Origin of the sequence: Mesorhizobium sp. B2-5-11 (assembly GCF_006440835.1) — a bacterium.
GTDB lineage: Bacteria > Pseudomonadota > Alphaproteobacteria > Rhizobiales > Rhizobiaceae > Mesorhizobium.
In genome coordinates this window covers 895,223-919,427 of the sequence record NZ_VFUK01000001.1, presented here as the reverse complement: position 1 = coordinate 919,427, position 24,205 = coordinate 895,223, and the positions used below count along the sequence as shown (strand labels likewise).

Here is a 24,205-nt window from a genome sequence, read left to right as displayed (position 1 = left end):
CACGATCATGGCCGGCGAAATTCGACGCGATGACAGGCCCGATTATCGTTTTGCGGCATCGCTGTCGGCCGCGGCGCGAGACAGGAACATCTGCGTCGTCTCGGCGAGATGGCTCTTGAGCCAATCCGCCATCGCCTCCTCTTCGCGCAGATTCTGCTCAGACACACGCGCCACCTCGGCCTCCCCTTCGGCGTTGGCCGCGGCGATGAGCATCGTGTAGGAGGCAATCTCCATATGCTCGAAAGTATAGCTGGCGAGCGAGCCCTTCATCACCTCGTCGCCGGCAAACACGCCGCTGATCGACTGGGCCATGGCGGTGAGCTTGCCGCCTGCGTCTTTCATCGCGGAGGATCCCTCTCCGATCCGGTCAAGACAGCTTTTGAGGCGCGAGGCCTGCTGCCGCGTCTCGTCGAGATGCTGACGGATGCGGTCGCCGAGTTCCGGATAGCTTTCGAGGCGTGACAGTTGCCCGGAGAGCATCGTCTCGGCCTGCTCCTCCATGGCGTGAGCGTCTCTCAGCCACTGTATCAACCAGTCGCGCGATTGTGTCATGAAGCTCTCCCTTTGGGTTGCTCGCCCAAACCGCGAGCGGAGAGGATGGCTCCGCCCGGGCTATGGCAGGCTCGGCCAGAGGGCTGTCGACGCGCGGATTGGCCGCCGACGCGACGGTCACTTCTTGCTCTGGCCCGAGGCATCGGCCAATGCCGGGTTCACCAGCTTGCTGCGGATATCCCGCGCCATTCGCAGATGCTCAAGTACGGCCGGCAGGATATCCGAGGCGAAATGCTGGACATCCGGATCCTGGCCGGAGCCGATCTCCCATTCAAGGAGTTGCACAGTCTTCTGATGCTCGACGATCTGGCCGCTGATGTAAGCCAGATCGAATTCGACGCCTGTAAGCTTTTCCAGCCTGGTACGCATCTCCTCGTGCTCGGCATCCAGCCCAGGCGGAAGCGGCATCTTGGCCGCTTCGGCGAGCGACTTCAGCCTGTCGTTCGCCCTCTGGTGGTCGTCAACCATCCTGCGGGCAAAGTCTTTCACCGCGGCATTTTCGGATTTTCCGGCAAGCTCGCCGAAGCGGACCTCGGCCAGACCGCCAGCAGCGGTAAGCTGCGCGAACAGCCGGTCCTGATAGTTGGTTTGGTGAGGCATTGGCTTGCCGGGAGATTCCTTCATCGTGTCCGGCGCCATGCCAGCCGGATTGCCGAACTGGGCGAAGGCGGTGGCGGCAGGCAGAAGCGCAAGCCCCACGACAGTTGCGAGTAGACGCATGCGAACCTCCTCGGGAAGCTTTCTCAGAGCACGAGCAGATAGGCGACCAGCGCGTCCTTTTCCGATTGGTCGAGTTTGGTGCCCAGCACCAGATTGAAGAACTCGACCGTGTCGGCGAGCGTCATCAGGCGGCCGTCATGCAAATAGGGCGGCGTGTCCTTGATGCCGCGCAGCGTGAACGTCTTGATCGGACCGTCGGGAAGCTCGACCATGTCGTTGACGGTCTGTCCTGGCTTGTAGAAACGATCGAGCTTCAGATCGTGCATGTTGTTGTCCATGAAGGACGTCTGGGGATTGTGGCATTGGGAGCAGCGGCCCTTGCCCATGAACACCGCTTCCCCTTTCAATTCCTCTGCTGACGCCAGTGCCGGATCGAGGCGGCCAAACGGATCGAGCTTAGGCGCCGGCGGGAAATCGATGATGTTTTGCATCTGTGCCATCATCGCCACCTGGTTCGGGCGGTCAGGCAGGTTGACGCCCTTGCGGGTGGCACTGACATGATCGCCATTGAAATACGCGGTGCGCTGCTCGAATTCGGTGAAATCCTCCACGGACCGCAATGAGCGCTTCGATCCATGTATCTGCTGGTTGAAGAGGCCGCGCAGACTGGTGGTGTCGAGACGGAAGCGCGCCGCCTGCGGCCTGATGTCGGGTGTCTGATGGAAGGCGGCGTTAGTGTTGAAATTGGAATGGCAATCAAGGCAGGCGACACCCATGCTCTGGCCAGCGACCTTGCGGTCCTCGGTCTGATTGAACTCTTCCTGCGGGAATGGCGTCAGCAGAAGCCGCAAACCTTCCATCTGTACTGGGGTGATGATGCCGTTCATGATCTCGTAGTAATTGCGGATGGTAAGCAGTTCGCCGCGCGAGACATCGCCGAGTTCAGGGTGGGTGGTCAGGAAAATCGGTGGCGGGAATTCGGGCGTCAGGTGATCGGGAAGATCGAAATCGACGTCGAAGCGGCGCAGATCACGGCCTTCCTGGCGGCCGATCTCGCGGATTTCCTTCTCGGGAAACACTTGGCCTCCGGCAGCCTGCTTGACATGAGGTAGCGGCAGGAAGCCAGCCGGCAGAAGACCCTGGTCACGAATATCGCCGGGGCTCATCGAGCTTAGCCTGTCCCAGGTCGAGCCACCCGCCAGCTTGACCCTGACGCCACCCTGGACCGGCTTCTTGCCGTTGGTCATCATCACGCCCGGTATCGGACGGTCAGCCAGATCATAACGTTGCTCCAAAAGCTTCTTCTGACGCTCCATCACGCCAGGCTTCTGCGCCTCGTCATCGGCTTTCACCGCGGAAAAGGGCTGGCTCGGCAATGGCCGATAGGTGATGTCAGGAGGCAGCGGATCCGAGAACGCACTGATGCTGGCCGCCGCGACGATGATCGCGCACGGAAGGCCGATATGGAGTTTGCCGGTCATTTCGTCCCTCCTAAGTTCCCCGGACGGTTGCCAAACCGGACCGGGGGCGGTTTGTTCCAAGGCGGGAGTTGGCGAAAGGGAATTTATTTCCGCCACCGGATTGAGCCATCGCCGGGCCCGTCATCTCTGAATGCAGGGCGACATCTTCCCCGCCTCGAACGGCGACGCCACGTTTGGAAAGCAATTCCCGGCCAAGAGAGCCCCGACAGGTGGAGGCATTTACCCTGAAGGAAGCCTTGCTCATGGCATGGTCCACGGAGCGACCCGCGAACGCCCGTGGGACTTCCGGTCAGGTTTGACGCGATTTATCGGCGATGGTTGGTTCTGCTTCCGGAGGCGGTTTTAGCGCTTGCGCGCCAAGCCTCGAATATATATGGCTTTGCGCGGTCCGGAGTGTAGCGCAGCCCGGTAGCGCACTTGACTGGGGGTCAAGGGGTCGTCGGTTCGAATCCGGCCACTCCGACCATTTTAAACAAGGACTTACCCCCAAAGTCCGTCTCATCTATCGCCATCTACCCCTGGCACACATCGACCCATTCGGCGCCGGTGAGATCAGCCATGCGTTGCGGTGCGATGCGCACCGCCGCGTTGGTGGCGCCGGCGGCGGGCACCACCTCTTCGAAACCGCGCAGCGACACGTCGCAATAGACCGGCAGCGGCGCCGGCAGGCCGAACGGGCAGACACCGCCGACCGGATGGCTGGTTGCCTCGATAACCTCAGCGGCCTCCAGCATGCGCGGCTTGCTGCCGAACCGATCCTTGAACTTGCGATTGTCCAGCCTGGCGGTGCCGCTGGTCACGACCAGCATGGTGCGTTCGCCGACGCGAAGGCAGATCGTCTTTGCGATCTGTGCCGGCAACACGCCGTGCGCCTGCGCAGCCAATGCTACGGTTGCCGAACTCGCGTCAGTCACGATCACGTCGATGTCAGGCGCCTTGCTGGCAAAGAAGGCACGAACGGATTCCAAGCTCATCGAAACCCCGCGGATCGAAATGACGAAGCAGCAAGCTAGGCCGGCGCGTCCATAAACACGTGCCGAAGCCTTCAGTCACGGCAAACAGAAAACCCGCCAAGGTCCCCGGCGGGTTTTCGAACATGCATGGCACTGGCGCTACAGCGCGGGGCGGTCTTGCGCGGCCCGCGCCTGCACGGCCGTGCCGAGCAGCGCCTCCTGAGGAAGCCGAAGCGCCGACGCAATACGGCGCAGTTGCGACGGATCGGCCGTCCTGCCGTTCTCGATATCCTCGATTTCGTCGACCGACAGACCGGTTGTCAGGGAAAGCTCCTCGACACTGTATCCCTTGGTTTCCCGAATCGTTCTGAGGGCGCTATGGCCTTGCCCGGCTTCGCTGGCAACCAGTTCCGGGAGGGGTTCGCGCTTTGCACTGTATGGCATTGGCAACTCCGTTGGCTGAAAGAGTTTGATGAAAATGGTGTTGCCTGAGACGGCGAGAACATGCCCGCTTGCGGGTGATTTGCCAAGTCACAAACTGGCCGTCACAGCATCGTGAACCATGCCTGGCGGACGCCGCTCGCAACCGCTCTCGATCAAGTTCTTTTGAACACCTGATCACCTCGTCCCTCGATGATTTTTACGACCCCGTTCGTTGGTTCAATTGCGCCGGCGCGAAACCCAAGACGTTGCCGGCGCGGCTGTCATTTTCCTGAAAGGATCGATGCGATGAAATTGCGGACAATCATGATCGTGCTCGGCACGCTTTCCAGCCTTGGCCTTGCTGCAACCAGCGCGCCGGCGGCAGACACGGTGCGGGTGCGCGGCGTCGTGGCCAGTTCCGACCAATCCCAGCTGACGGTGAAAAACCGCCAGGGTGGCATGGATAAGATCAAGCTCGCTGCCGGATGGAAGATATCGGGCGTCGCGGGCGCGTCGGTAAAGGACATCAAGCTCGGCGATTTCCTCGGCATAGCATCCCTGTCGAAGGCCGATGGCGGCAGCGGCGCGCTTGAGGTCGTGGTGTTTCCCGCAGCCTTGAAAGGCACGGGCGAAGGCGACCGCGCCTGGGACCTCAAGCCCAACAGCCGCATGACCAACGGCACCGTCGCCGACGTGACCGACGTGAATGGCCGCGCGGTGACGCTGACCTATGACAACGGCCAGACAAAGAAGATCTCAATCCCCGACAAGACGCCGGTCGTCACCTTCGCGCCGGCCACGCCGGGCGATCTCAAGCCCGGCGCGCCCGTCGTGGTCACCGCGACGCGCGGCGCCGACGGCACGCTGAGTGCCAACCGCGTCGTGGTCGGCAACAATGGCGTGGTCCCGCCCATGTAAGCCGGTTGCGTCTGCGGCCCCGTATCGAAATTTCTCCCGCTCATCGGCGCTGTGGGCTCAGCCTGTCGGCGGAGCCCACAGCCTGCGCCGCCAGACACATTCCAGAAACAAAATTCTATATTCGGGAAATACTGACGAAAAAAATCGGGAGCGTAATCCCGCTCGCGGCGAACAGGCTGTTGGCCTGATTCAGATTGCCTGCGAAAAAAGGAAGATATCCATGAAGAAGTCCCTCCTCTCGGCCCTCGGGCTTGCAGTTGCACTTGCATTCACCATGCCAATCCTCGGCGCGACCAGCGCTGATGCCGCGCCGATGCACAAGCATCATCGTCATCATCGCAAGCACCATCGCAGCCACCACTACCATCATCACCACCACAAGGTTATGGGCAAGAAGGCCTGAGCTTAACCGACTGCCAATGAGAAGACCGGCTTTGGCTTCTTGTTCGAAGCCGGTCTTCTCCTGGTTTCCTCCGGATACGCGCCGTATCAGCGCGATCTCGCAGCGCTACAACGAGCGCCTGCTCTGACGAAAAAACCCCTGTTCGTGCTGCAGACCGACAAGCTGGGGCTATGGCCCTTTTTTCGTGGCACCCACAGGTGCCGCTGTCCTAAACCGGGTGCACTTTCGGGCAACATGAATCGCCCGCGCACCGATCCAGCGGAACCGAGGAATAAATAAAGGTCAGCGCCGGCTGAACAGCAGACTGGCGACCAGACCAAGCACCACAAAGCCGATCGCCGCGGCCGTCGCCGGATGCTCGCGGGCGGATTTCTCGATCGCCCTGCCCCGCTCGCGGATCGCCGGCAACGCATCGTGCAGACGTTCCGCAAGGTCGGAATACGTGTCAAGCGCCGCGTCGCGACCGTCTTCGTAATAGGCGCCGCCCCGCCTGGACGCAGCCTTCTTCAGGGCCGCCAATTCCCTGGAGAGTGCAGCGACCCGCCTGTCGAGATCGACGTCCGAGAGGGTCGAGAATAATGCCATGATGCGTTTCCTTGTCTGCTCAAGCCTTGTCTTGCTCAAGAAAACGTAACGCATCACCCAAAGGCGGGTTCCCGTTCTTCAGGCGCCGGCCGGTTGCCCGTCAGCGCACTTGGTCGAGGAGGCGCTTGCATTCGAGGAGGTCGAACAACGCTTCCTGCAACAGCGCGCGATTGTCCCGCGACAGTTTCGAAGCGTCCGGCTGGACCGGGCCTTCCTCGTCGCTCTTGCCAAGACCGAAGAAACGGCGGCTGGGCTTGACCCTCGGCTGGCCAACCAGTTCGTCATCTCCGCCGCGCGGCTGCGCTGCCGCCGTCAACGGCACCTGGTCGGCCTGCTTTCGTTGCGAGATCGCCTCGACGGCGGCCATATCGCCATTGCCGATGGCAACCAGGAAATGGTTGCCATTTTCGCGCAACAGCTTCTGCACGCCCTTGATGGTGTAGCCCTGGTCGTAGAGCATATGGCGAATGCCCTTGATCAGTTCGACATCCTGCGGCCGGTAGTAGCGGCGGCCGCCGCCGCGTTTCATCGGCTTGATCTGGTTGAAACGCGTTTCCCAGAAGCGCAGCACGTGCTGCGGCAGATCGAGGTCTTCGGCGACCTCGCTGATGGTGCGAAAGGCGTCAGGGCTCTTGTCCATGGGCGAAATCCTCACACTGGAGCATGATCCCGGGACATGGGAACCGGCGTTCGAACGAGATTCCCTCGACAGGAGGGGAGCTCATTCCGGCTGCGCGTAACGATCACGCGGAACACCAATCCGGCCATGTTGCCGAATCGGGTCTCATTTCAGCGGTTTGTGAGGCAATATTCAAGCCCGGCATCATCGCAAGGCCTGTTTTCAACCGTGCATTTGCAGCGAGCCTACTTGCCGCCCTTTGCCTTGCCGCTCTGGTGGGAGCGCAAGATGCGGTTCTTCAGCACGTTCGACGACTTGAAGGTCATCACCCGGCGCGGCAGGATCGGCACCTCTTCGCCGGTCTTGGGATTGCGCCCGATGCGCTCGTTCTTGGAGCGGACGTGGAACGTCGCGAAAGACGACAGTTTCACCGTCTCGCCACGGACGATCGCCTCGCAGATCTCGTCCAGCACCGCCTCGACGAGTTCGGCCGATTCAGTGCGCGACAAACCTACCTTGCGGTAAACGGCTTCGGCAAGGTCGGCGCGCGTAAGTGTCTTTCCCCCCATGCGACCGTCCCATCAGCTCAAACATAAAATCGACACAACAGCGGCAGAGCCTAAGTAATTGATCCGGCAAGGTCAAGGACCGAACCGGACCGTTCGGCACTTACCAGCGAAGCAGAACCGCGCCCCAGGTGAAGCCGCCGCCCATCGCTTCCAGAAGCACAAGGTCGCCCTTTTTGATGCGGCCATCGGCAACAGCCACGGAAAGCGCCAGCGGCACGGAAGCAGCCGAGGTGTTACCGTGCAGATTGACCGTCACCACCACCTTTTCCTCAGCTATCCCGAGCTTCCTGGCGGAAGCGTCAATGATCCGTTTATTGGCCTGATGCGGCACGAACCAGTCCAGGTCGTCGGCGGTGATGCCGGCCTGCGAAAACGTCGCCTCGATGACGTCGGTGATCATGCCCACCGCATGCTTGAAGACCTCGCGGCCTTCCATCCTGAGATAGCCGACCGTTCCTGTCGTCGAAGGCCCGCCGTCGACAAAGAGCTTGTCCTTGTGCGCGCCGTCGGAGCGCAGGCTCATCGCTAGCACACCGCGGTCGGCAATACTGCCGCCCCCTTCGCCGGCTTCAAGAACCAGGGCGCCGGCGCCATCGCCGAACAGTACGCAGGTCGAGCGATCGGTCCAGTCGAGGATGCGCGAGAAGGTCTCCGAGCCGATCACCAGCACGCGCTTGGCCAAGCCGCCGCGAATATAGAGGTCGGCCGTGGTTACCGCATAGACGAAGCCCGAGCATACCGCCTGCAGGTCGAAGGCAAAGCCGTGATGCATGCCGAGCCGGTTCTGGATCTCGACGGCCGTGGCCGGAAAAGTATTGTTGGGCGTCGAGGTCGCCAGCACGACCAGGTCGATGTCTCCGGGCGTCAGGCCGGCATCGGCGAGCGCTGCGCGCGCCGCCGCCTCACCCAGCGAAGCGGTGGTCTCGTCGTCGGCCGCGATATGGCGCTGGCGGATGCCGGTGCGCTGGGCGATCCACTCGTCCGAGGTTTCGACCATGCCTTCAAAGTCGGCATTCTTCATGATGCGGCGGGGCAGCGCAGCGCCCATGCCGCGCACGACTGATCTGATCAAAGTTCTTTCCTATTCCTTTGCGTCGCTGACGACGTCGGATTTCCTAGATGTCTGGGCATGCGGATTGCGCGCATGGAACAAGTCCAGGTCGGCCTCGATGCGGTCGAGCAGATTGTTGCGCACCATGTCGTAGCCGAGTTCGATGGCGGCGGCGAAACCATCCGAATCAGCGCCGCCGTGGCTTTTCACCACAATGCCGTTCAGCCCGAGGAAAACGCCGCCATTGGAGCGGCCCACATCCATCTTCTCGCGCAGGCGATCGAACGCGCCCTTGGCGAAGATATAGCCGATCCTGGCCATCAGTGTACGGCTCATCGCCGCCCGCAGGTAGCCGCCAATCTGGCGCACCGTGCCTTCCGCCGTCTTCAGGGCGATGTTGCCGGCGAAGCCTTCGGTGACGACGACGTCGACCACGCCCTTGCCGATATCGTCGCCCTCGACGAAACCGTGATAGTTCATCGAGGCCATATTGGCTTCACGCAGCATGCGCCCAGCCTCCTTGACCTCTTCCTGGCCCTTGATCTCCTCGACGCCGACATTGAGTAGGCCGACACTGGGCCGCGAGACGCCGAAGACCGATCGGGCCATGCCGGTTCCAAGGATGGCAAAATCAATGAGCTGGTGCGCATCCGCGCCAATGGTGGCGCCGACGTCGAGGACCACGCTTTCGCCGCGCAGCGTCGGCCAAAGTGCCGCGATCGCCGGGCGGTCGATGGTGGCCATGGTGCGCAGGCAGAATTTCGACATCGCCATCAGCGCGCCGGTGTTGCCGGCCGAGACGCACGCGTCCGCCGTACCCGACTTGACCGCCTCGACAGCCTTCCACATCGACGATTTCCAGCGGCCATGGCGCAGCGCCTGGCTCGGCTTGTCGTCCATCCTGACGGCCACCTCGCAGTGGAAGAATTCGCTCACACCGGCCAGCTTGGGAAATTTGGCCAGTTCGGGTCGTACGGCCTCCTCCCGCCCGTAGATGACGAAGCGGACGTCGGGACGGCGGGTCGCGACCGTCATGAGCGCCGGAATGACCACGGCTGGTCCGTGATCGCCGCCCATGGCATCGATGGAAATCCTGATCACGCGGTATTCATCTCACGGTTTTGCTTAGGCGGCGGATCGTTTTAGTGATCGCGAAGGTTCGGCGAAAATAGCGGTTTTGGACATTCGCACAACCGACTTTTCCGTCGCGGGTGAGGTTTTCAGGATTTTCCCAACAGCGACCGCAGTTTCTGCTGAAATTCATTCTCCACCGGTTCGGCCTCGCGGCCGGCATCAAGCGACGCACCCGGCTTGCGCGGATAAGGATCGATGGCCAGTCCGAAGAACTGCTCGGCGAGTGCCCCGACATCGATCGTGTCGCCTGAAAATGTTTCGGGACTGTCAGGTCCATCCGCGTCGAGCAGGATCTCGCCGCCGCCTTCGAATCCCTGTCGTCCAAGCTTGGAATCCTCGGGCAGGAACAGAGCCTCGAATGATTCGTCGATATGCGCCCCGACCGGATCGAGCGTGACGATACAGGCCTGGGTGATGTCGGCCTCGACCCGGCCGCTGACCTTCACGCCATTGCGTTTCCACGGCGTCACCAGGAATTCGGCACGGTAGGCTTCGACCGAGAGCAAGCTGTGCTCTTCGGCGAGTGTCGCGCGCTGGGTGGCGTCGGCCTCGATGACCACCGGCAAGCCCTTCTGCGGCAGGCGGGCGACGTTGGCAAAAAACGATACCGGACTTTGCGGATCGGCGTGCTTCATCGATCTGCCTCCTGGGCGAGCGGAAAGGTCACCGTGCCGGAGACGATCGCCCGGCACGGCTGCGTGGCCAGCCGGTTGCGGGCATCGGCGACATAGTCGGACAGTCGTGACGCTTCCGCCCAGGCCGCGGCGTCGGGCCGGACATTGCGTGCAAGGGCGGCGGTGAGCCCATCATGATCATTGCGCTCCAATGCGTCGTCATAGGCGGCGGTGCGGCCATAAAACATCTTCGCCAGCTTTTTCATGCGCTTGGGCACTCCGACATCGCCAATGCCGAGTTCCCGCAGCGAATGGTCGACTTCGAGGAAAAACTCGTCGATCAGCACCTGCGCGATCTCCTGCGCCACGCCGTCTTCCCCACGCAGCCGGTGCTGGACCAGGAACATGTGCAGCGACAGCATTTCGAAACGCCCAAGCGGCGTGTCCGGCACATTCCAGTGGGAATAAAATACGGTCTGCCGCGCGGCCGCCACGATTTGTGCGTAAAGCGCGTCGGTGATGGCGCGGTTGGCGTGGCGTTCGCGACCAAAAAGGCGCTGGAACATGGGGATGGTCTCCGGGGACCGTTTGTTGAATTGGCCTTGTTGCATCGGCAAGCAAGCTGGTTTACCGGTTTTGCGGCCCAGCGCAAGTTGCGGCGATATAGTGGAGAATTGTTGTTGCGCGCGCTGAATTTCAAGTCGACCTTCTCTTCCAGGCCCGCTGGCGCGATCTCGCTGCTGGCCATCATTGCGGCGCTTTCGGCCTGCAACAGTTCCAAGATGATCGGTGATCTGAACCCCAGCGAAACGCTGACGCAGGGGTATGTCATCGATCAGCAGGCGATCGATTCGGTGCCGGTCGGCTCAAGCCGCGAGCAGGTGCTGCTCGCGCTCGGCACGCCCTCGACGACGGCGACCTTCGACAATGAAGCCTTTTACTACATCTCGCAGACTCGCAAGCGCTATGTCGCCTTCGACAAGCCCCGGCTGATCGATCAGCATGTGCTGGCGGTCTATTTCGGGGCCGATGGGCGGGTCACCCAGATCGCCAATTACGGCCTGAAGGACGGCAAGATCTTCGATTTCATATCGCGCACCACGCCGACTGGCGGCAAGGACCAGAACTTCCTCAGCCAGATCATCAACGGCGCCAGCAAGCTGGCGCCCGGCATTCCCGGCGGCGGCACTCCCTGATCTCAGACCCGCCTCCCCTTGGGGATGGCAGCACCATCTCAGGCGACCAAAAACCCGTGGGAGCGATCCCACGGGTTTTTGTTATCATGGGGCGGGAGAGGCTGGCTCGTCGGCGATGGGCAGACAGCGACGGCAGGACGCGGACGCAGCCGTTGAAATTCGTTTTCCGCCTTCCAAAACCGCCGTCAAATAAAAACCCGCGGGGATTGCTCCCCGCGGGTTTTCAATGTCGAGCTTTGCCGCTCAGCCGTGCGCCAGCACCGCCAGCAGCAGGAGCGCCACGATATTGGTGATCTTGATCGCCGGGTTGACCGCCGGGCCGGCCGTGTCCTTGTAGGGATCGCCGACCGTATCGCCGGTCACCGAGGCCTTGTGCGCCTCGGAACCCTTCAGGTGCTTGATGCCGTCCTTGTCGGTGAATCCGTCCTCGAACGACTTCTTGGCGTTGTCCCAGGCGCCGCCGCCCGAAGTCATCGAGATGGCGACGAACAAGCCGTTGACGATGACGCCGAGCAGAGAGGCGCCGAGAGCCGCAAAGGCCGACGCTTTCGAGCCCGAGATCAGCAGCACGCCGAAATAGACGACGAGCGGCGCCAACACCGGCAGCAGCGACGGGATGATCATTTCCCGGATCGCCGCCTTGGTCAGAAGATCTACCGCGCGCGCATAGTTCGGCTTGGACGTGCCGGCCATGATGCCCGGGTCGTCACGGAACTGCTTGCGCACCTCCTCGACGATGGCGCCCGCCGCGCGGCCGACGGCCGTCATGGCGATGCCACCGAACAGATACGGGATCAAGCCGCCGAAGATCAGGCCGGCGACGACGTAGGGGTTGGAAAGATCGAAGGAGACCTCGCCCATGCCCTGGAAGTAGGGATATTTGTCGCCATTGGCGGCAAAGAATTTCAGGTCGTTCGAATAGGCCGCGAACAGCACCAGTGCGCCGAGGCCCGCCGAACCGATGGCATAGCCCTTGGTCACCGCCTTGGTGGTGTTGCCGACCGCGTCGAGCGCGTCGGTGGAGTGGCGCACTTCCTTGGGCAGGCCGGCCATTTCGGCGATGCCGCCGGCATTGTCGGTGACCGGGCCAAAGGCATCGAGCGCGACGATCATGCCGGCAAGGCCGAGCATGGTGGTGACGGCGATCGCCGTGCCGTAAAGGCCGGCGAGCTGATAGGTCGAGATGATGCCGCCGACGATGACGATGGCCGGCAGTGCCGTCGATTCCAGAGAGACCGCAAGGCCCTGGATGACGTTGGTGCCGTGCCCGGTCACCGACGCCTGGGCGATCGAGTTGACCGGACGCTTGTTGGTGCCGGTGTAGTACTCGGTGATCACGACGATGAGACCGGTCACCACGAGGCCGATCAGGCCGCAGATGAACAGGTTCTTGCCGGTGATGACCATGCCGGCGACAGTGCCGACCTCGCCCCAGCCAAGCGTGGCCGAGGTGGCGACGCCCAAGCCCACGATGGACAACAGGCCAGTGACGATCAGCCCCTTGTAGAGCGCGCCCATGATCGAGCCGTTGGAGCCGAGCTTGACGAAGAAAGTACCGACGATCGAGGTCAGGATGCAGGCGCCGCAGATAGCGAGCGGATAGAGCATCGCGGCACTCAGAACCGCGGTGCCGCCAAAGAAGATGGCGCCCAGCACCATGGTGGCGACGACTGTCACCGCATAGGTCTCGAACAGGTCGGCCGCCATACCGGCGCAGTCGCCGACATTGTCGCCGACATTGTCGGCAATGGTGGCGGGGTTGCGCGGATCATCCTCGGGAATACCAGCTTCGACCTTGCCGACCAGATCGCCGCCGACATCGGCACCCTTGGTGAAGATGCCGCCGCCGAGACGGGCGAAGATCGAGATCAGCGAGGCGCCGAAGCCGAGCGAAACCAGCGAATCGATAACGATACGGTCATTGGGCTGAAGCCCCATGAAATGGGTGAGGATCAGGTAGTAGATCGACACGCCAAGCAGGGCAAGGCCGGCAACAAGCATGCCGGTGATGGCGCCCGACTTGAATGCGATGTCGAGGCCGGCGGCAAGGCTGTTGGAAGCGGCCTGTGCCGTGCGAACATTGGCCCGCACCGAAACATGCATGCCGATGAAGCCGGCCGCGCCCGAAAGCACGGCCCCGATCAGGAAGCCGATCGCGGCGGTGATGGACAGCAGCCACCAGGCGAGCAGCAGCACGACCACGCCGACGATGGCGATGGTGGTGTACTGGCGCGCCAGATAGGCTTGCGCGCCCTCACGGATGGCGGCGGAGATTTCCTGCATGCGTGCATTGCCCTGGTCCGACGCGAGGACCGAACGTGTCGCCCAGATGGCGTAAAGGACAGAAAGCAGGCCGCAGGCGATGACGGCGGAAATTATGGTCATGCCGGGTTTTCCTCGATTGCTGGCCCAAAAGAACCCCTCCCTGGGCCGTTGAGACAAAGACGGAATCCCGTGCGCGGAATCCCCCTCTTCGCAGCGGTGTATGCGAAACAGGGCCGCGAACGTCAAGATATTGTTCGGTTTTTGCCCGGCTTTCGCCCAAAAGAGCCAGACGGCGGCAGATGTCGCCATGCCGCTGCTGCTTTATATCGATTGAAATCACGGATCAGCACTCAGGTTTGGCGCAGATCACCGTCTGGCTGGATGACGAAGATCAGCACCGCCAGCATGGTCATGTAGAACATGAATGCCTTCTGCTGGCCGTTCCAGATGCTCGATTGCCACATGGCGAACCACTCGCCGCCCACCACCATAAATCCAAGATACCAGATCAGGAATCCCATCGTCGCGGCGATAACGGCGAATTTCTTGGCATCGTTGAAAACCTCTCCGCTGGCATTGCGCGCTTGCCACAGGTTCCAGGCCGCGATCAGGTAGAGCAGACAGGTCAGCGCCTCGCCGGCGATGATGAGCCAGTAGCCCGTCGTCCATAGCGAGGGGTCGGTGATCGAGCGATACATCAGCGCGTTGCCGGGAAAGGTCGTGTCCATGCTCAGCACGTGCTGGACAAAGGCGAAGTTTGAGCCGTAATCGGTGACGTTGCCGAAAGCGACAAGAAAGGCGAAAGCCGCCAGACAGAGACACATGACGATCTTGGAGAAGCGCAAGGTCATGGCAAGAACTCCTGCTGAAGGATCGGGGCATCGGCCCAATCAATCGCCGAGTCCCGAAGATCGCGCAACTGGCAGGCGGGTGTTGATTACGCTCACGGCCAGCGCAAGACATTATGCCGGCAAGCAAGTCATCGCCGAACCCATCGAGGCGCTCCAGCTCGGCAGCGATTGCGCCGTGGGTGATCTTGTCTCGCTCGTGAAAGCCGGCACACAACACGACTTTGCCGTCATCTGCCGCCGCTGGATCTGCAAAGAGCAAGGCATCGAACTCGAACTGACGCTCGACCACCCTGCCCGTTCAAGTGGACGTTGAAAGATCGGAGCACCGGGACAGAAGCCTACTCGGCCTGACGCCCCATGCGCCGCGCGGCATAGCGTTCGACCGCCGACAACCCATCATAGATCAGCACGGCCAAGGCGGCGACGATCAGGCCGCCCTGCAAGATGAAAGCGAGATTGTTGGACAAGAGCCCGGCAATGATCACCTCGCCCAATGTCTTCGCTGCAACCGTCGAGCCGATGGTGGCGGTGGCCAGGCTGATAACCACCGACAGCCTTATGCCGCCGAGGATGACCGGCGCGCTGAGCGGCAATTCGACCTTCAGCAGCCTTTGCCAACCGGTCATGCCGGCACCGCGCGCCGCTTCCATGACATTGCCGGGCAACGTCGTCAGGCCGGTCAGCGCGTTCTCGAAGATCGGCAGCAGACCATAGAGGAACAATGCGATCAGCGTCGGCTTCTCGCCGAACCCGACCGCCGGCACGGCAAGCGCCAGCACCGCCACCGGCGGGAAAGTCTGACCGATATTGACCAGGCTGCGTGACAGCGGCAGGAATTCGGCGCCGGCAGGCCTGGTGACCAGGATGGCGAGCGCGACCGCCACGATGGTGGCGGCGAGCGTGGCGATCAGCACGGTGCGCAGGTGCAGCAGCATCAGCGTCAGCAAGCTGCCCTGATTGTAGATCACCGGCGCGCCGTTCTCGGTCAGCGGCTTGAGCAGCAGCTCGAACCAGCCGGGACTGGTGACGAAAGCGACCAGCAGCACCACCAGCGCAAGCCTGAGCAGCAACGGCAGCCAGGCTTTCATGCCGGCCTCGCCGCACGCTTCACCAAGCCGTCGACGGTAACGCGACCGAGCGGCTTGCCGTCGGCATCCTTGACCGGCAGCGCCGGGCGGCCGGACCAGAGAAGTTCGGCCAGCGCGTCGCGCTGGCTGGCGTCGCCAGGAATCGCCTCACCTTCCGCCGCGCCCTTTTCGACTGCGTCGCGCACGCGGCCGAGCGACAGCAGCCGGAACGGTTTTTCGCTGGCGCCCACCAGGGTCTCGACGAAGCCGCTGGCCGGCCTCGCCAGTATCTCCGCCGGCCTGGCATATTGTACCAGCTTGCCGGCATCCATGACGGCGATCTTGTCGCCCATATGCACGGCCTCTTCCATGTCGTGGGTGACGAGGATGATGGTGGTGCCGAAGCGCCTCTGGATCGCAAGAAGGTCTTCCTGCGCCTTGGTGCGGATTATGGGGTCAAGCGCGCCGAACGGCTCGTCCATCAACAGCACGTTGGGTTCGGCCGCGAGCGCGCGGGCGACGCCGACGCGCTGCTGCTGGCCGCCGGAGAGCTCGTGCGGGTAGCGCGGGCCGTAGGCCTGCGGGTCGAGCTGATAGAGCGTCATCAGTTCGTCGACGCGCGCCTTGATGCGATCCTTATCCCAGCCAAGCAGCACCGGCACGGTGGCTATGTTCTGCGCCACCGTTCGGTGCGGGAACAGGCCGTGGCCCTGGATGGCGTAACCGATGCTGCGCCGCAGCTCGTAGCCGGGCACCGAGCGGTTGTCGGCGCCGTCGAGCTTGATGACGCCGGAAGTCGGCTCGACCAGCCGGTTGATCATGCGAAGCAGCGTCGTCTTGCCGGAGCCCGAGGTGCCGACGATGACGCAAAGGGTGCGGGGCTCTATGATCATCGAGACTTCATCGACCACCGTGATCGCATCGTAGCGCTTGGTAATGCCTTCGATCTCGATCATGCGGGGTCCGCCCTGCGCTTGGTTGAGGTCATTTCGATCACCGCGTCGAGAATGATGGCAGCAGCGAAGGCGAGCGCGACCGTCGGCACGGCGCCAAGCAGCACCAGGTCCATCGCGGTCTGGCCGACGCCCTGGAACACGAACACGCCGAAGCCGCCGCCGCCGATCAGGGCAGCGATGGTGGCGAGGCCGATGTTCTGCACAAGCACGATGCGGATGCCGGTGAGGATCACTGGGAAGGCCAGCGGAAACTCGACGCCGAACAGGCGTTGGCGATCCGTCATGCCCATGCCGCGCGCCGCGTCATTGGCGCCGCGCGGCACACCGGCAAGGCCGACCACGGTATTGGCGACGACCGGCAGCAGCGAATAGAGGAACAGCGCCACGAACGCAGGTGCCGTTCCGATGCCGCGGATACCGAGCGCGGCCGCTCCCGGCACATGCGCCGCCACCCAGCCGAGCGGCGCGATCAGCAGGCCGAACAGCGCGATCGAGGGAATGGTCTGGACGATGTTGAGCACGTTGAGCACGCCGGCGCGCAGGCGCTCGACGCGATGGCACAGGATGCCGAGCGGCAGGCCCAGTATCACCGCCGCCGCCAGCGAACCGAGCGCCAGCGTGACATGTTTGGCGCCCTCGGCCCAGAAACTGTCGGCACGGTTGAAATATTCCTTGAGGATCGAAAGGCTGTCCCAGGATCCCGATATCAGCAGCAGCCCGATGGCGAGCGCGGCAACGACAAGCACGCCGACACGTGACCAGGGAGACAGGTTCATTCTCGTCAGCACGTCGGCCAGCAGGAGGGTAAAGGCAAAGATCAGCAGCCAAAACCCGGAGGCCGGCGAAACGCGCGCGAAGGTATTGCCTGCCGGGGTCAGGAATGTCCCGGTGACGCCGATCAACAGCGCGAGAGCCGCCAGCGTGATCACGCTGGCGGCAAGGCGCAGGACGAGCGGCGTTTTCAGCAGCGCGACAAGCGCGGCTGCGACAACGATGGCCAAAAGCAGCGGGCCGGCCATTGCCGGAAGTGCCTCTACGATCGAGCGCGCCTGGCCGGGCACGATGCGATTGGCGCGGAACGTGGCGAAGGGTGCTACGAAAGCCGCATAGGCAGCGATCGCAGCGATGACCACGCCGAGCTTGTCGAAGCGGAGGGTCATGGCCGCCCCTCAAAGAGGGAAATCTGCCACGAGGTACACAGTTGGCTGGCGACTGGCGAAAGCCGACGCGATTTCCGATCTCCCCCCTTGCGGGGGAGATGGCCGGCAGGCCAGAGGGGGGTGTGAAGGATCGCCAACTTTCGAGCGTCGGCTTGTTCGAAAACGGTCCTGTCCGAGCGCGCAGCTGTGACGAGTTGAGAGGTCGGCGGGACAGCACCCCCCTCTGTCCTGCCGGACATCTCCCCCGCAAGGGGGGAGATCGGCAGCTTCCAGAGGGGGGCGCCTCGCACCAGCATCACGGTCAGCTAAGCGCTGTCTACTTCAAGAACCCGTTCTTTTTCAAAAAGTCTTCCGCCACACCCTTGACCGGCTCACCGCCGACCTGGACGCGGCCGTTGAGTTCCTGCAGCGTGACGAGGTCGAGCTTGGCGAAGACCGGCTTCAACAACGTCTCGATCTCGGGATGCTCCTTCAGCACCGCCTCGCGGATGATCGGCGCCGGCTGGTAGACCGGCTGCACGCCTTTGTCGTCGTCGAGCACGACCAGCCCGGAGGGCGCGATGCCGCCGTCAGTGCCGTAGACCATGGCGGCGTTGGCGCCATTGGTCTGGTTGGCTGCCGCCGCGATGGTCGCGGCCGTGTCGCCGCCGGAGAGCGTGATCAACTGGTCAGGCTTCAACGTGAAGCCGTAGGTGGTCTGGAACGCCGGCAGGGCCGCGGCTGAATTGACGAACTCGGCCGAGGCCGCGAGCACCACCTTGCCGCCGCCGGCGACATATTTGCCGAAATCGGACAGGGTGGCGAGCTTGTTGGTTTCGGCCACCTCCTTGCGCAGTGCGATCGCCCAGGTGTTGTTGGCCGGCGACGGCGACAGCCAGACGATCTTGTTGGCGTCGTAATCGAGCTTCTTGGCCGTCTCATAGGCCTTGGCGGCGTCCTTCCAAACCGGGTCGTCGGTCTTCTCGAAGAAGAAGGCGGCATTGCCGGTGTATTCGGGATAGATGTCGATCTCGCCGGCGGTGATCGCCTTGCGCACCACCGGCGTGCCGCCGAGCTGGATGCGGTCAGTGGTCTTGATGTTGTTGGCGTTGAGGACGAGCTGGATGATATTGCCTAGCACGCCGCCCTCGGTGTCGATCTTTGAGGAAACAACCACCTGAGCATTCGCCGATGCCGCCGTGATGCCGAGCGCGAGCGCCGCGCCAGCCAGAATCTTGATTGAAAACATTGTGAAAATCCCTTGCTGTGAACCGGAATTCGGTGCCGCATATGAGCACGGCTCCAACGTCTCGTCGGGGCACACGGTTTCATAACAAGTGGTACAGACGCAATATTTTTGTTCGGAAGGCCAATTGCGACGCGACGCTGGCGATCTGCTGCCATCTGGCGGATAATGCGGTGAGGGTGCGGGTGGCAAACACGGAGAGCGTGTCATGGCCATACACAAAGTCGGTTACCTCATCGGCAGTCTTGCCCGGGAATCCATCAACCGCAAGCTCGCGAAGGCGCTCGTTCAACTTGCCCCTCCCGAACTCGACATGACCGAAATCGCCTTCAAGGATCTGCCACTGTACAGCTACGACTATGACGCCGACTTCCCACCGGCAGCCCGGGATTTCAAAAAGGCGATCGCCTCCGTCCAGGCCGTATTGTTCGTCACCCCGGAGTACAACCGCTCGATCCCTGGTGGATTGAAGAACGCAATCGACTGGGCCAGTCGGCCCTACGGCAAGAATTCGTTCGCGCGCAAACCGTCGGCTGTCATCGGAACATCGCCGGGCGCCATCGCGACCGCCGTCGCCCAACAAAGCCTTCGAAGCGTTCTGAGTTTCTGCAATTCGCCCCAGATGAACGCGCCTGAAGCCTACATACAGTTCACGCCGGGGCTGATCACCGACGACGGCGAGGTGACGGTCGAATCCACTGAGGACTTCCTGCGCAACTACATGGCTGAGTTTCACATGTTCATAGCGCGAGTGCTTCAGGTTCTGCCGCCGGACGCATAGATTCAAATTGGGCGTCAAGCCAGACGCAAGCTCGCAATCCTCAGCGCGCCGAGCGCGACGAAGCATAGCACGGTGACGGGAAAGATCATCCAGTTCAGCATGGTCCAGCCCCAGGCATTGTAGACCATGCCCGACATCAGCGAGGCGCAGGCCACGGAGCCGAACAGGACGAAGTCGTGGAACCCCTGCACCTTGCCCTTTTCGGAAGGCCGGTAGCTTGCCGCGACCATGGCCGTGGCGCCGATGAAGCCGAAATTCCAGCCGAGGCCGAGCAGGATCAGCGCCGTCCAGAATTGCCATAGCGCCAAGCCGGACAGCGCGACGACCGCACAGCCGATCAGCAGCAGGAGGCCGACCGCGACAATGCGTTCAGCACCGAAGCGATGGATCAGCGATCCGGTGAAGAAGCTCGGCCCGAACATTGCCATGACATGCCACGAAATGCCGAGCGTCGCATCGTCCTCCGACAGGCCGCAGCCGACCATGGCGAGCGGCGCGCCGGTCATGACGAAGCTCATCAGGGCATAGCTGCCGACCGCGCAGAAGAGTGCCGCGACGAAACGCGGCTGCGTGACGATCTCGGCCAAGGGCCGGGCATCGCTGCCGGCAATTTCCGTTCCGCCGGCGGCGGCCCTCGCCGGCAGGCGCAGCAATGACAGGATCGCCGCGCCGACGGCGGCTAGCACCAGGATGGATGCGAACGAACCGGCAAACATCACCGGTGCGAACAACTCGCGGGTGAAGATGACGATCTGCGGTCCGAGAATGGCGGTGATGATGCCGCCCGCCAGCACGAAGGAGATGGCGCGCGCCTTGAACTGCGGCGGCGCATTGTCGGCGGCGGCAAAGCGGAACTGCTGGACGAAGGCGCCACCGACACCGATCACCGTCAGGCCGAAGGCAAACAGCCAAAAACTGCCATGGAAGAGTGCCAGCGTCGCGACCAGACCGCCAAGCGCGGTGACGATCGTACCGGTCATGAAGCCGCCGCGCTGGCCCATGGCGCGGATGATGGCCGCCGCCGGCAGCGCACCGAGTGCCACGCCGAGATTGAAGCCGGTGATCGGCGCCGTCGCCAGCGACTTGTCCGGGCCGAGCAGATATTGACCGGCAAGCGCGCCCATGGAGATGGCGATGGGCGCTGCCGAACCGATGATCGCCTGCGAGGCGGCGAGGATCAACGCGGTGCGCCGCGCCTCCCTGGCCGCCTCGATGGCGACCGCCGTCATGAAGCGTCCTTGCCGCGTCCCTCGCCACGCACCCGACGGGAGACGCGATCGAGCACGGCGTTGACCAGCTTCGGCTCGTCTTCCTCGTAGAAAGCCTTGGCGATATCGACGTATTCGGAAACGATCACCGCCACCGGCACGTCTTCGCGCTTCATCAGTTCGTAGACACCGGCGCGCAGGATTGCGCGCAGTGTCGAATCGAGGCGCGACAGCGGCCAGTCATCGGTCAGCGCCTGGCGGATAACCGGATCGATGGTTTTCTGGTCCTCGACGACACCGGTGAGGATGGCGCGGAACCATTGGGCATCCGCCTCGCGGTAAAGCGCGCCATCGACTTCCTTGCCAAGGCGAAACGCTTCGTATTCGGCAGTGATCTCGAAGACGCCGCTGCCGGCGACATCCATCTGATAGAGGGCCTGCACGGCGGCAAGCCGCGCCGCGCCGCGCTTGTTGGCGTGGCGCACCGTGGGCTGTCCGGGCGAAGCGGGGTCGCTCACGATCGCGCTCCCAGTCGTTCCTTGAGCGCGATCATGGTCAGCGCCGCGCGCGCGGCAAAGCCACCCTTGTCGCCCTCCGAACGCTTGGCTCGCGTCCAGGCCTGTGCGTCGTTTTCCGTGGTCAGGATGCCGTTGCCGATACAGACCGAGTCCTGCACGGACAGGTCCATCAGTGCGCGGCTGGATTCATTGGCGACGATATCGAAGTGATAGGTGTCCCCGCGGACGACGGTGCCAAGCGCGACGAAGCCGTCATAGTTCATGCCGCCTTCCGCCGCGCCGTCCAGCGCGAAGGTAATGACGGCGGGAATTTCGAGCGAACCTGGAACGGTGACGACGTCGTAGGTCGCACCCGCTTCGTCAAGCGCGCTCGTCGCGCCTTCGAGCAGCGCGTCGGCAAGATCGTCGTGGAAGCGTGCCTCGATAACGAGAAGGTGGGCCTTCTTCTTCGGGCGAATGAACGCTTTGCCGTGTTGGGATGTGCCAGCCATAAATGTCTCCGGGATCGCCGGTGACTTAGGCCGAAGCCGGATTGATCGCAAGCACAAGATTGCCTCATTGGGACGGGGTACCGAGATCGGACAGTCTGTAGCGAGGCTTTGAGCCCAGGCAACAATGGCGTGGGCCACTACTCGGCCAGCATCTACATCGGCCACCCCAGCCGCGCTTGCACTTTGGAATTCCTGTTTTCCATCACCGCTAGTTCCTCATGAACAGCTCGGCGATGCTCAAAGCCCCTCTTTCGCCGCTTCCGCCAGGCGCGCCGCATAGCGGGCCATGGTATCGATCTCGAGATTGACGCGGTCGCCGACCTGGCGCTCACCCCAGGTGGTGACGGTCAGCGAATGGTGGATCAGAAGCACGTCGAAGCGGGTGCCTTCCACCTTGTTGACGGTGAGCGAGGTGCCGTCGAGCGCGACGGAGCCTTTCGGCGCGATGAACTTCGCCAGCTCGCGCGACGCTTCCAGCGTGAAGCGCACCGCATCGCCCTCGTCCTTGCGCTCGACGATCTCGGCGGTGCCGTCGACATGGCCCGACACGATATGGCCTCCAAGCTCGTCGCCGATCTTCAGCGCCCGCTCAAGATTGATGCGCGTGCCTGACTTCCAGCCCATCGCCGTCGTCAGCCGGAGCGCCTCCTCCCAGGCCTCGACTTCGAACCAGCGCGCGTTCGAGCCGCTGTCGGGCAAGGCCGTCACGGTAAGGCAAACGCCGCCGCATGATATCGAGGCGCCGATGGCGATGGTTTCGGGATCATAGGCGGTGTCGATACGCAATCCCACGCCTTCCCGCAGCGGCTTGACGGCCGCGACGGTGCCTATGTCGGTAACAATGCCGGTAAACATCGGTGTTGATCCTAAAAGTCTCTTATCCACTCGGCGTAGCTGTCCTCGCCGAACCGCATCTCGCGCAGTTTGCGAAATCCCGCCGGGACATGGTTGGCATCGATGGGCGATGCAATGCCCCCCTTGCCAATCGCCTCCGGTCCTCGGAACAGCACGATGCGGTCGACCAGGCCCTCCGACAGGAAGGCGCTGGCCACCTTGGCTCCACCTTCGACCAGCACGCTGGCCATACCGAGCGCAGCAAGATCCTCGAGCAGTTCCGGCAGCGCCACGCCGCCTTCATGCGTCTCGGTGCCGATGAAACGCACGCCGGCGCGTTCGAGCGTTGCCCGCCGCAGAGGATCGGCTTCCAGGCAAGCCGCGACGTAGAGCGGCACCCTGTCGACACCGGACACCAGTTTCGAAGTCTCAGGCAGCCTGATCTGCCTGTCGAGCACAATGCGCGCCGGCGACCGGTTCTCCAATCCCGGCAAGCGCACCGTCAGCGCCGGGTCGTCCTCCAGCGCCGTGCCAATGCCGATCAGGATGGCATCGGCTTCGGCGCGCATTAGATAGACTTCACGGCGCGCAATGTCGCCTGTGATCGACACCTGCCCAACACCTTCCATGCCGATCTTGCCGTCGCTGGAAAGCGCTAGCTTGAGAGTCACTTCCGGCCGTTTCCTAAGCGATCGAATGAGATAGCCGGCCATCTGCTCGGCGGCCTCCGCCGCCAGGACATTCTCCACAACATCGACGCCCGCGGTGCGCAGGATCGCGTAGCCTTGGCCTGACACGCGCGGATCGGGGTCGCTGGCGGCGCCAACGACGCGCGCGATGCCGGCATTGACCAGAGCGTTGGCGCAAGGCGGCGTGCGTCCGTGATGCGCGCAAGGCTCCAGCGTGACGTAGGCGGTGGCGCCGCGCGCCAGTTCGCCCGCTTCGGCGAGCGCCTCGGTCTCGGCATGCGGGCGGCCGCCGACAGCGGTGACGCCGGTGCCGACAATCATCGGGCCCAAGCCATCGTCGCGCACGATGAGTGTACCAACGGAAGGATTGGTTGAGGTCCGGCCCGCATTCCTGCGCGACAGTCTGAGTGCGGCTGCCATGAAACGGCGGTCAAGGGCTGCCTGTCCGGCCTCGCTGTGTTCCGCCATGCTCAGCCAGCGTCCTCTTCGCTCTTGTCCTCGTCGCCTTTCAATTCCCCCAGCAGCTCATGGAAATCCTTGGCCTCGCGGAAATTGCGGTAGACCGAGGCGAAGCGGACGTAGGCGACGTCGTCGAGCGACTTCAGCGCTTCCATGACCAGCCGCCCAACCTCGCCCGAGGCCACTTCGGTCTCGCCGGAGCTTTCCAGCTGGCGCACGATGCCGGTCACGGCACGATCAATGCGCTCGGGATCGACATTGCGCTTGCGCACCGCGATCTCGACGGAGCGCAAGAGCTTGTCGCGGTCGAAAGGCACTTTTCGCCCCGACTTCTTGACCACGACGAGGTCGCGCAACTGCACGCGCTCGAAGGTGGTGAAACGGCCGCCGCAATCGGGGCAGACGCGACGCCTGCGGATCGCCGCGCCATCCTCGGCGGGGCGCGAATCCTTCACCTGCGTATCTTCGGACTGGCAATAGGGACAGCGCATTGAGAGCCTTGGGTTCACGAATCTGGTGAGGCGAAAAGGCTTAGAGCCTTTT

General features: G+C 62.9%; 30 protein-coding genes and 1 tRNA gene. 6 read left to right on the top strand and 25 right to left on the bottom strand.

Annotated elements, in window-relative coordinates; all coding sequences use genetic code 11:
• Positions 1 to 42: 42 nt before the first annotated feature.
• From FJ490_RS04615 to FJ490_RS04605, 3 genes are all read right to left on the bottom strand, one after another.
• Entirely contained in the window at positions 43 to 552 is a 510-nt protein-coding gene (locus FJ490_RS04615) for a DUF892 family protein (protein ID WP_140493990.1), read from the bottom strand.
• A gap of 117 nt (positions 553 to 669) precedes the next feature.
• Complete coding sequence (locus tag FJ490_RS04610) at positions 670 to 1,272, bottom strand: DUF4142 domain-containing protein (protein WP_140521805.1); 603 nt, start codon at positions 1,270 to 1,272, stop codon at positions 670 to 672.
• A 23-nt stretch (positions 1,273 to 1,295) separates the two neighbouring features.
• Entirely contained in the window at positions 1,296 to 2,693 is a 1,398-nt protein-coding gene (locus FJ490_RS04605) for a cytochrome B6 (RefSeq protein WP_140521803.1), read from the bottom strand.
• Between the two features lie 389 nt (positions 2,694 to 3,082).
• On the opposite strand from FJ490_RS04605, the gene FJ490_RS04600 reads away from it, so the two are divergent.
• Positions 3,083 to 3,159: transfer RNA gene (locus FJ490_RS04600), tRNA-Pro, on the top strand.
• A 46-nt stretch (positions 3,160 to 3,205) separates the two neighbouring features.
• Here FJ490_RS04600 and FJ490_RS04595 read toward each other — a convergent pair.
• Both FJ490_RS04595 and FJ490_RS04590 read right to left on the bottom strand, forming a co-directional pair.
• A complete protein-coding gene (locus FJ490_RS04595; protein ID WP_140521801.1) occupies positions 3,206 to 3,667 on the bottom strand; it encodes a YbaK/EbsC family protein in 462 nt (153 codons plus the stop codon).
• Between the two features lie 138 nt (positions 3,668 to 3,805).
• On the bottom strand, positions 3,806 to 4,090 hold the full coding sequence (locus tag FJ490_RS04590) for a helix-turn-helix transcriptional regulator (RefSeq protein WP_140521799.1): 285 nt from the start codon (positions 4,088 to 4,090) through the stop codon (positions 3,806 to 3,808).
• Positions 4,091 to 4,375: 285 nt separating this feature from the next.
• Here FJ490_RS04590 and FJ490_RS04585 point away from each other — a divergent pair, with 285 nt between their 5' ends.
• Both FJ490_RS04585 and FJ490_RS04580 read left to right on the top strand, forming a co-directional pair.
• Entirely contained in the window at positions 4,376 to 4,987 is a 612-nt protein-coding gene (locus FJ490_RS04585; protein ID WP_140521797.1) for a hypothetical protein, read from the top strand.
• Between the two features lie 220 nt (positions 4,988 to 5,207).
• Positions 5,208 to 5,390 (top strand): hypothetical protein, encoded by a 183-nt coding sequence (locus FJ490_RS04580; RefSeq protein WP_140521795.1) that lies wholly within the window; start codon positions 5,208 to 5,210, stop codon positions 5,388 to 5,390.
• Positions 5,391 to 5,672: 282 nt separating this feature from the next.
• Here FJ490_RS04580 and FJ490_RS04575 read toward each other — a convergent pair whose 3' ends face one another.
• The 7 genes from FJ490_RS04575 to FJ490_RS04545 all read right to left on the bottom strand — a co-directional run bounded on the left by FJ490_RS04575 (position 5,673) and on the right by FJ490_RS04545 (position 10,528).
• The gene (locus FJ490_RS04575; RefSeq protein WP_140515713.1) at positions 5,673 to 5,975 is read right to left on the bottom strand and encodes a hypothetical protein; all 303 of its coding nucleotides are present in this window, start codon (positions 5,973 to 5,975) and stop codon (positions 5,673 to 5,675) included.
• Between the two features lie 100 nt (positions 5,976 to 6,075).
• Complete coding sequence (locus FJ490_RS04570; RefSeq protein WP_140494005.1) at positions 6,076 to 6,615, bottom strand: MerR family transcriptional regulator; 540 nt, start codon at positions 6,613 to 6,615, stop codon at positions 6,076 to 6,078.
• 224 nt (positions 6,616 to 6,839) lie between these two features.
• Positions 6,840 to 7,163 carry an integration host factor subunit alpha gene (locus FJ490_RS04565; RefSeq protein WP_140494007.1) on the bottom strand — a complete coding sequence of 108 codons (324 nt, stop codon included), beginning with the start codon at positions 7,161 to 7,163 and terminating at the stop codon, positions 6,840 to 6,842.
• A 100-nt stretch (positions 7,164 to 7,263) separates the two neighbouring features.
• Positions 7,264 to 8,235, bottom strand: coding sequence for a beta-ketoacyl-ACP synthase III (locus tag FJ490_RS04560; protein ID WP_140728262.1), 972 nt, complete (start codon positions 8,233 to 8,235; stop codon positions 7,264 to 7,266).
• Positions 8,236 to 8,244: 9 nt separating this feature from the next.
• Positions 8,245 to 9,315 (bottom strand): phosphate acyltransferase PlsX, encoded by a 1,071-nt coding sequence (gene plsX, locus FJ490_RS04555; protein WP_140494009.1) that lies wholly within the window; start codon positions 9,313 to 9,315, stop codon positions 8,245 to 8,247.
• Between the two features lie 119 nt (positions 9,316 to 9,434).
• A complete protein-coding gene (locus tag FJ490_RS04550; protein WP_140515709.1) occupies positions 9,435 to 9,983 on the bottom strand; it encodes a DUF177 domain-containing protein in 549 nt (182 codons plus the stop codon).
• Positions 9,980 to 10,528: a ubiquinol-cytochrome C chaperone family protein gene (locus FJ490_RS04545; protein WP_140728261.1), complete on the bottom strand. Its 549-nt coding sequence runs from the start codon at positions 10,526 to 10,528 to the stop codon at positions 9,980 to 9,982. Before FJ490_RS04545 ends, FJ490_RS04550 begins: the two co-directional genes overlap by 4 nt.
• A 114-nt stretch (positions 10,529 to 10,642) precedes the next feature.
• On the opposite strand from FJ490_RS04545, the gene FJ490_RS04540 reads away from it, so the two are divergent.
• Positions 10,643 to 11,158 carry an outer membrane protein assembly factor BamE gene (locus FJ490_RS04540; RefSeq protein WP_140494015.1) on the top strand — a complete coding sequence of 172 codons (516 nt, stop codon included), beginning with the start codon at positions 10,643 to 10,645 and terminating at the stop codon, positions 11,156 to 11,158.
• 243 nt (positions 11,159 to 11,401) lie between these two features.
• Here the strand turns inward: FJ490_RS04540 and FJ490_RS04535 are convergent, their stop codons facing one another.
• The gene (locus FJ490_RS04535) at positions 11,402 to 13,543 is read right to left on the bottom strand and encodes a sodium-translocating pyrophosphatase (protein WP_140521791.1); all 2,142 of its coding nucleotides are present in this window, start codon (positions 13,541 to 13,543) and stop codon (positions 11,402 to 11,404) included.
• Between the two features lie 230 nt (positions 13,544 to 13,773).
• On the bottom strand, positions 13,774 to 14,274 hold the full coding sequence (locus FJ490_RS04530) for a DUF2165 domain-containing protein (protein WP_140515707.1): 501 nt from the start codon (positions 14,272 to 14,274) through the stop codon (positions 13,774 to 13,776).
• Here FJ490_RS04530 and FJ490_RS04525 point away from each other — a divergent pair.
• Positions 14,246 to 14,587, top strand: a complete 342-nt coding sequence (locus FJ490_RS04525; protein WP_224519177.1) for a hypothetical protein — start codon at positions 14,246 to 14,248, stop codon at positions 14,585 to 14,587. The genes FJ490_RS04530 and FJ490_RS04525 overlap by 29 nt on opposite strands.
• Positions 14,588 to 14,612: 25 nt before the next feature.
• Here the strand turns inward: FJ490_RS04525 and FJ490_RS04520 are convergent, their stop codons facing one another.
• The 5 genes from FJ490_RS04520 to FJ490_RS32580 form a co-directional block, all read right to left on the bottom strand.
• On the bottom strand, positions 14,613 to 15,362 hold the full coding sequence (locus FJ490_RS04520) for an ABC transporter permease (protein WP_140728260.1): 750 nt from the start codon (positions 15,360 to 15,362) through the stop codon (positions 14,613 to 14,615).
• A complete protein-coding gene (locus FJ490_RS04515; RefSeq protein WP_140565206.1) occupies positions 15,359 to 16,297 on the bottom strand; it encodes an ABC transporter ATP-binding protein in 939 nt (312 codons plus the stop codon). Before FJ490_RS04515 ends, FJ490_RS04520 begins: the two co-directional genes overlap by 4 nt.
• Positions 16,294 to 17,457 (bottom strand): ABC transporter permease, encoded by a 1,164-nt coding sequence (locus FJ490_RS04510; protein WP_140670044.1) that lies wholly within the window; start codon positions 17,455 to 17,457, stop codon positions 16,294 to 16,296. Before FJ490_RS04510 ends, FJ490_RS04515 begins: the two co-directional genes overlap by 4 nt.
• Positions 17,458 to 17,773: 316 nt before the next feature.
• Positions 17,774 to 18,685: an ABC transporter substrate-binding protein gene (locus FJ490_RS04500; RefSeq protein ID WP_140728259.1), complete on the bottom strand. Its 912-nt coding sequence runs from the start codon at positions 18,683 to 18,685 to the stop codon at positions 17,774 to 17,776.
• A gap of 79 nt (positions 18,686 to 18,764) precedes the next feature.
• Positions 18,765 to 18,974: a hypothetical protein gene (locus tag FJ490_RS32580; protein ID WP_181165181.1), complete on the bottom strand. Its 210-nt coding sequence runs from the start codon at positions 18,972 to 18,974 to the stop codon at positions 18,765 to 18,767.
• Here FJ490_RS32580 and FJ490_RS04495 point away from each other — a divergent pair.
• Positions 18,891 to 19,463, top strand: coding sequence for an NADPH-dependent FMN reductase (locus FJ490_RS04495; protein ID WP_140494031.1), 573 nt, complete (start codon positions 18,891 to 18,893; stop codon positions 19,461 to 19,463). The genes FJ490_RS32580 and FJ490_RS04495 overlap by 84 nt on opposite strands.
• 14 nt (positions 19,464 to 19,477) lie before the next feature.
• Here FJ490_RS04495 and FJ490_RS04490 read toward each other — a convergent pair whose 3' ends face one another.
• From FJ490_RS04490 to nrdR, 6 genes are all read right to left on the bottom strand, one after another.
• On the bottom strand, positions 19,478 to 20,692 hold the full coding sequence (locus FJ490_RS04490) for an MFS transporter (protein WP_140494033.1): 1,215 nt from the start codon (positions 20,690 to 20,692) through the stop codon (positions 19,478 to 19,480).
• Positions 20,689 to 21,189, bottom strand: coding sequence for a transcription antitermination factor NusB (nusB, locus tag FJ490_RS04485; protein WP_140494035.1), 501 nt, complete (start codon positions 21,187 to 21,189; stop codon positions 20,689 to 20,691). The genes FJ490_RS04490 and nusB overlap by 4 nt, the downstream gene beginning before the upstream one ends.
• Positions 21,186 to 21,680, bottom strand: a complete 495-nt coding sequence (ribH, locus tag FJ490_RS04480; RefSeq protein ID WP_140494037.1) for a 6,7-dimethyl-8-ribityllumazine synthase — start codon at positions 21,678 to 21,680, stop codon at positions 21,186 to 21,188. Before ribH ends, nusB begins: the two co-directional genes overlap by 4 nt.
• A 237-nt stretch (positions 21,681 to 21,917) precedes the next feature.
• Positions 21,918 to 22,535, bottom strand: coding sequence for a riboflavin synthase (locus FJ490_RS04475; RefSeq protein ID WP_140494039.1), 618 nt, complete (start codon positions 22,533 to 22,535; stop codon positions 21,918 to 21,920).
• Between the two features lie 11 nt (positions 22,536 to 22,546).
• Complete coding sequence (gene ribD / locus FJ490_RS04470; RefSeq protein ID WP_181165168.1) at positions 22,547 to 23,677, bottom strand: bifunctional diaminohydroxyphosphoribosylaminopyrimidine deaminase/5-amino-6-(5-phosphoribosylamino)uracil reductase RibD; 1,131 nt, start codon at positions 23,675 to 23,677, stop codon at positions 22,547 to 22,549.
• Positions 23,674 to 24,153 (bottom strand): transcriptional regulator NrdR, encoded by a 480-nt coding sequence (nrdR, locus tag FJ490_RS04465; RefSeq protein ID WP_010915593.1) that lies wholly within the window; start codon positions 24,151 to 24,153, stop codon positions 23,674 to 23,676. The genes ribD and nrdR overlap by 4 nt, the downstream gene beginning before the upstream one ends.
• Between the last annotated feature and the right edge of the window lie 52 nt (positions 24,154 to 24,205).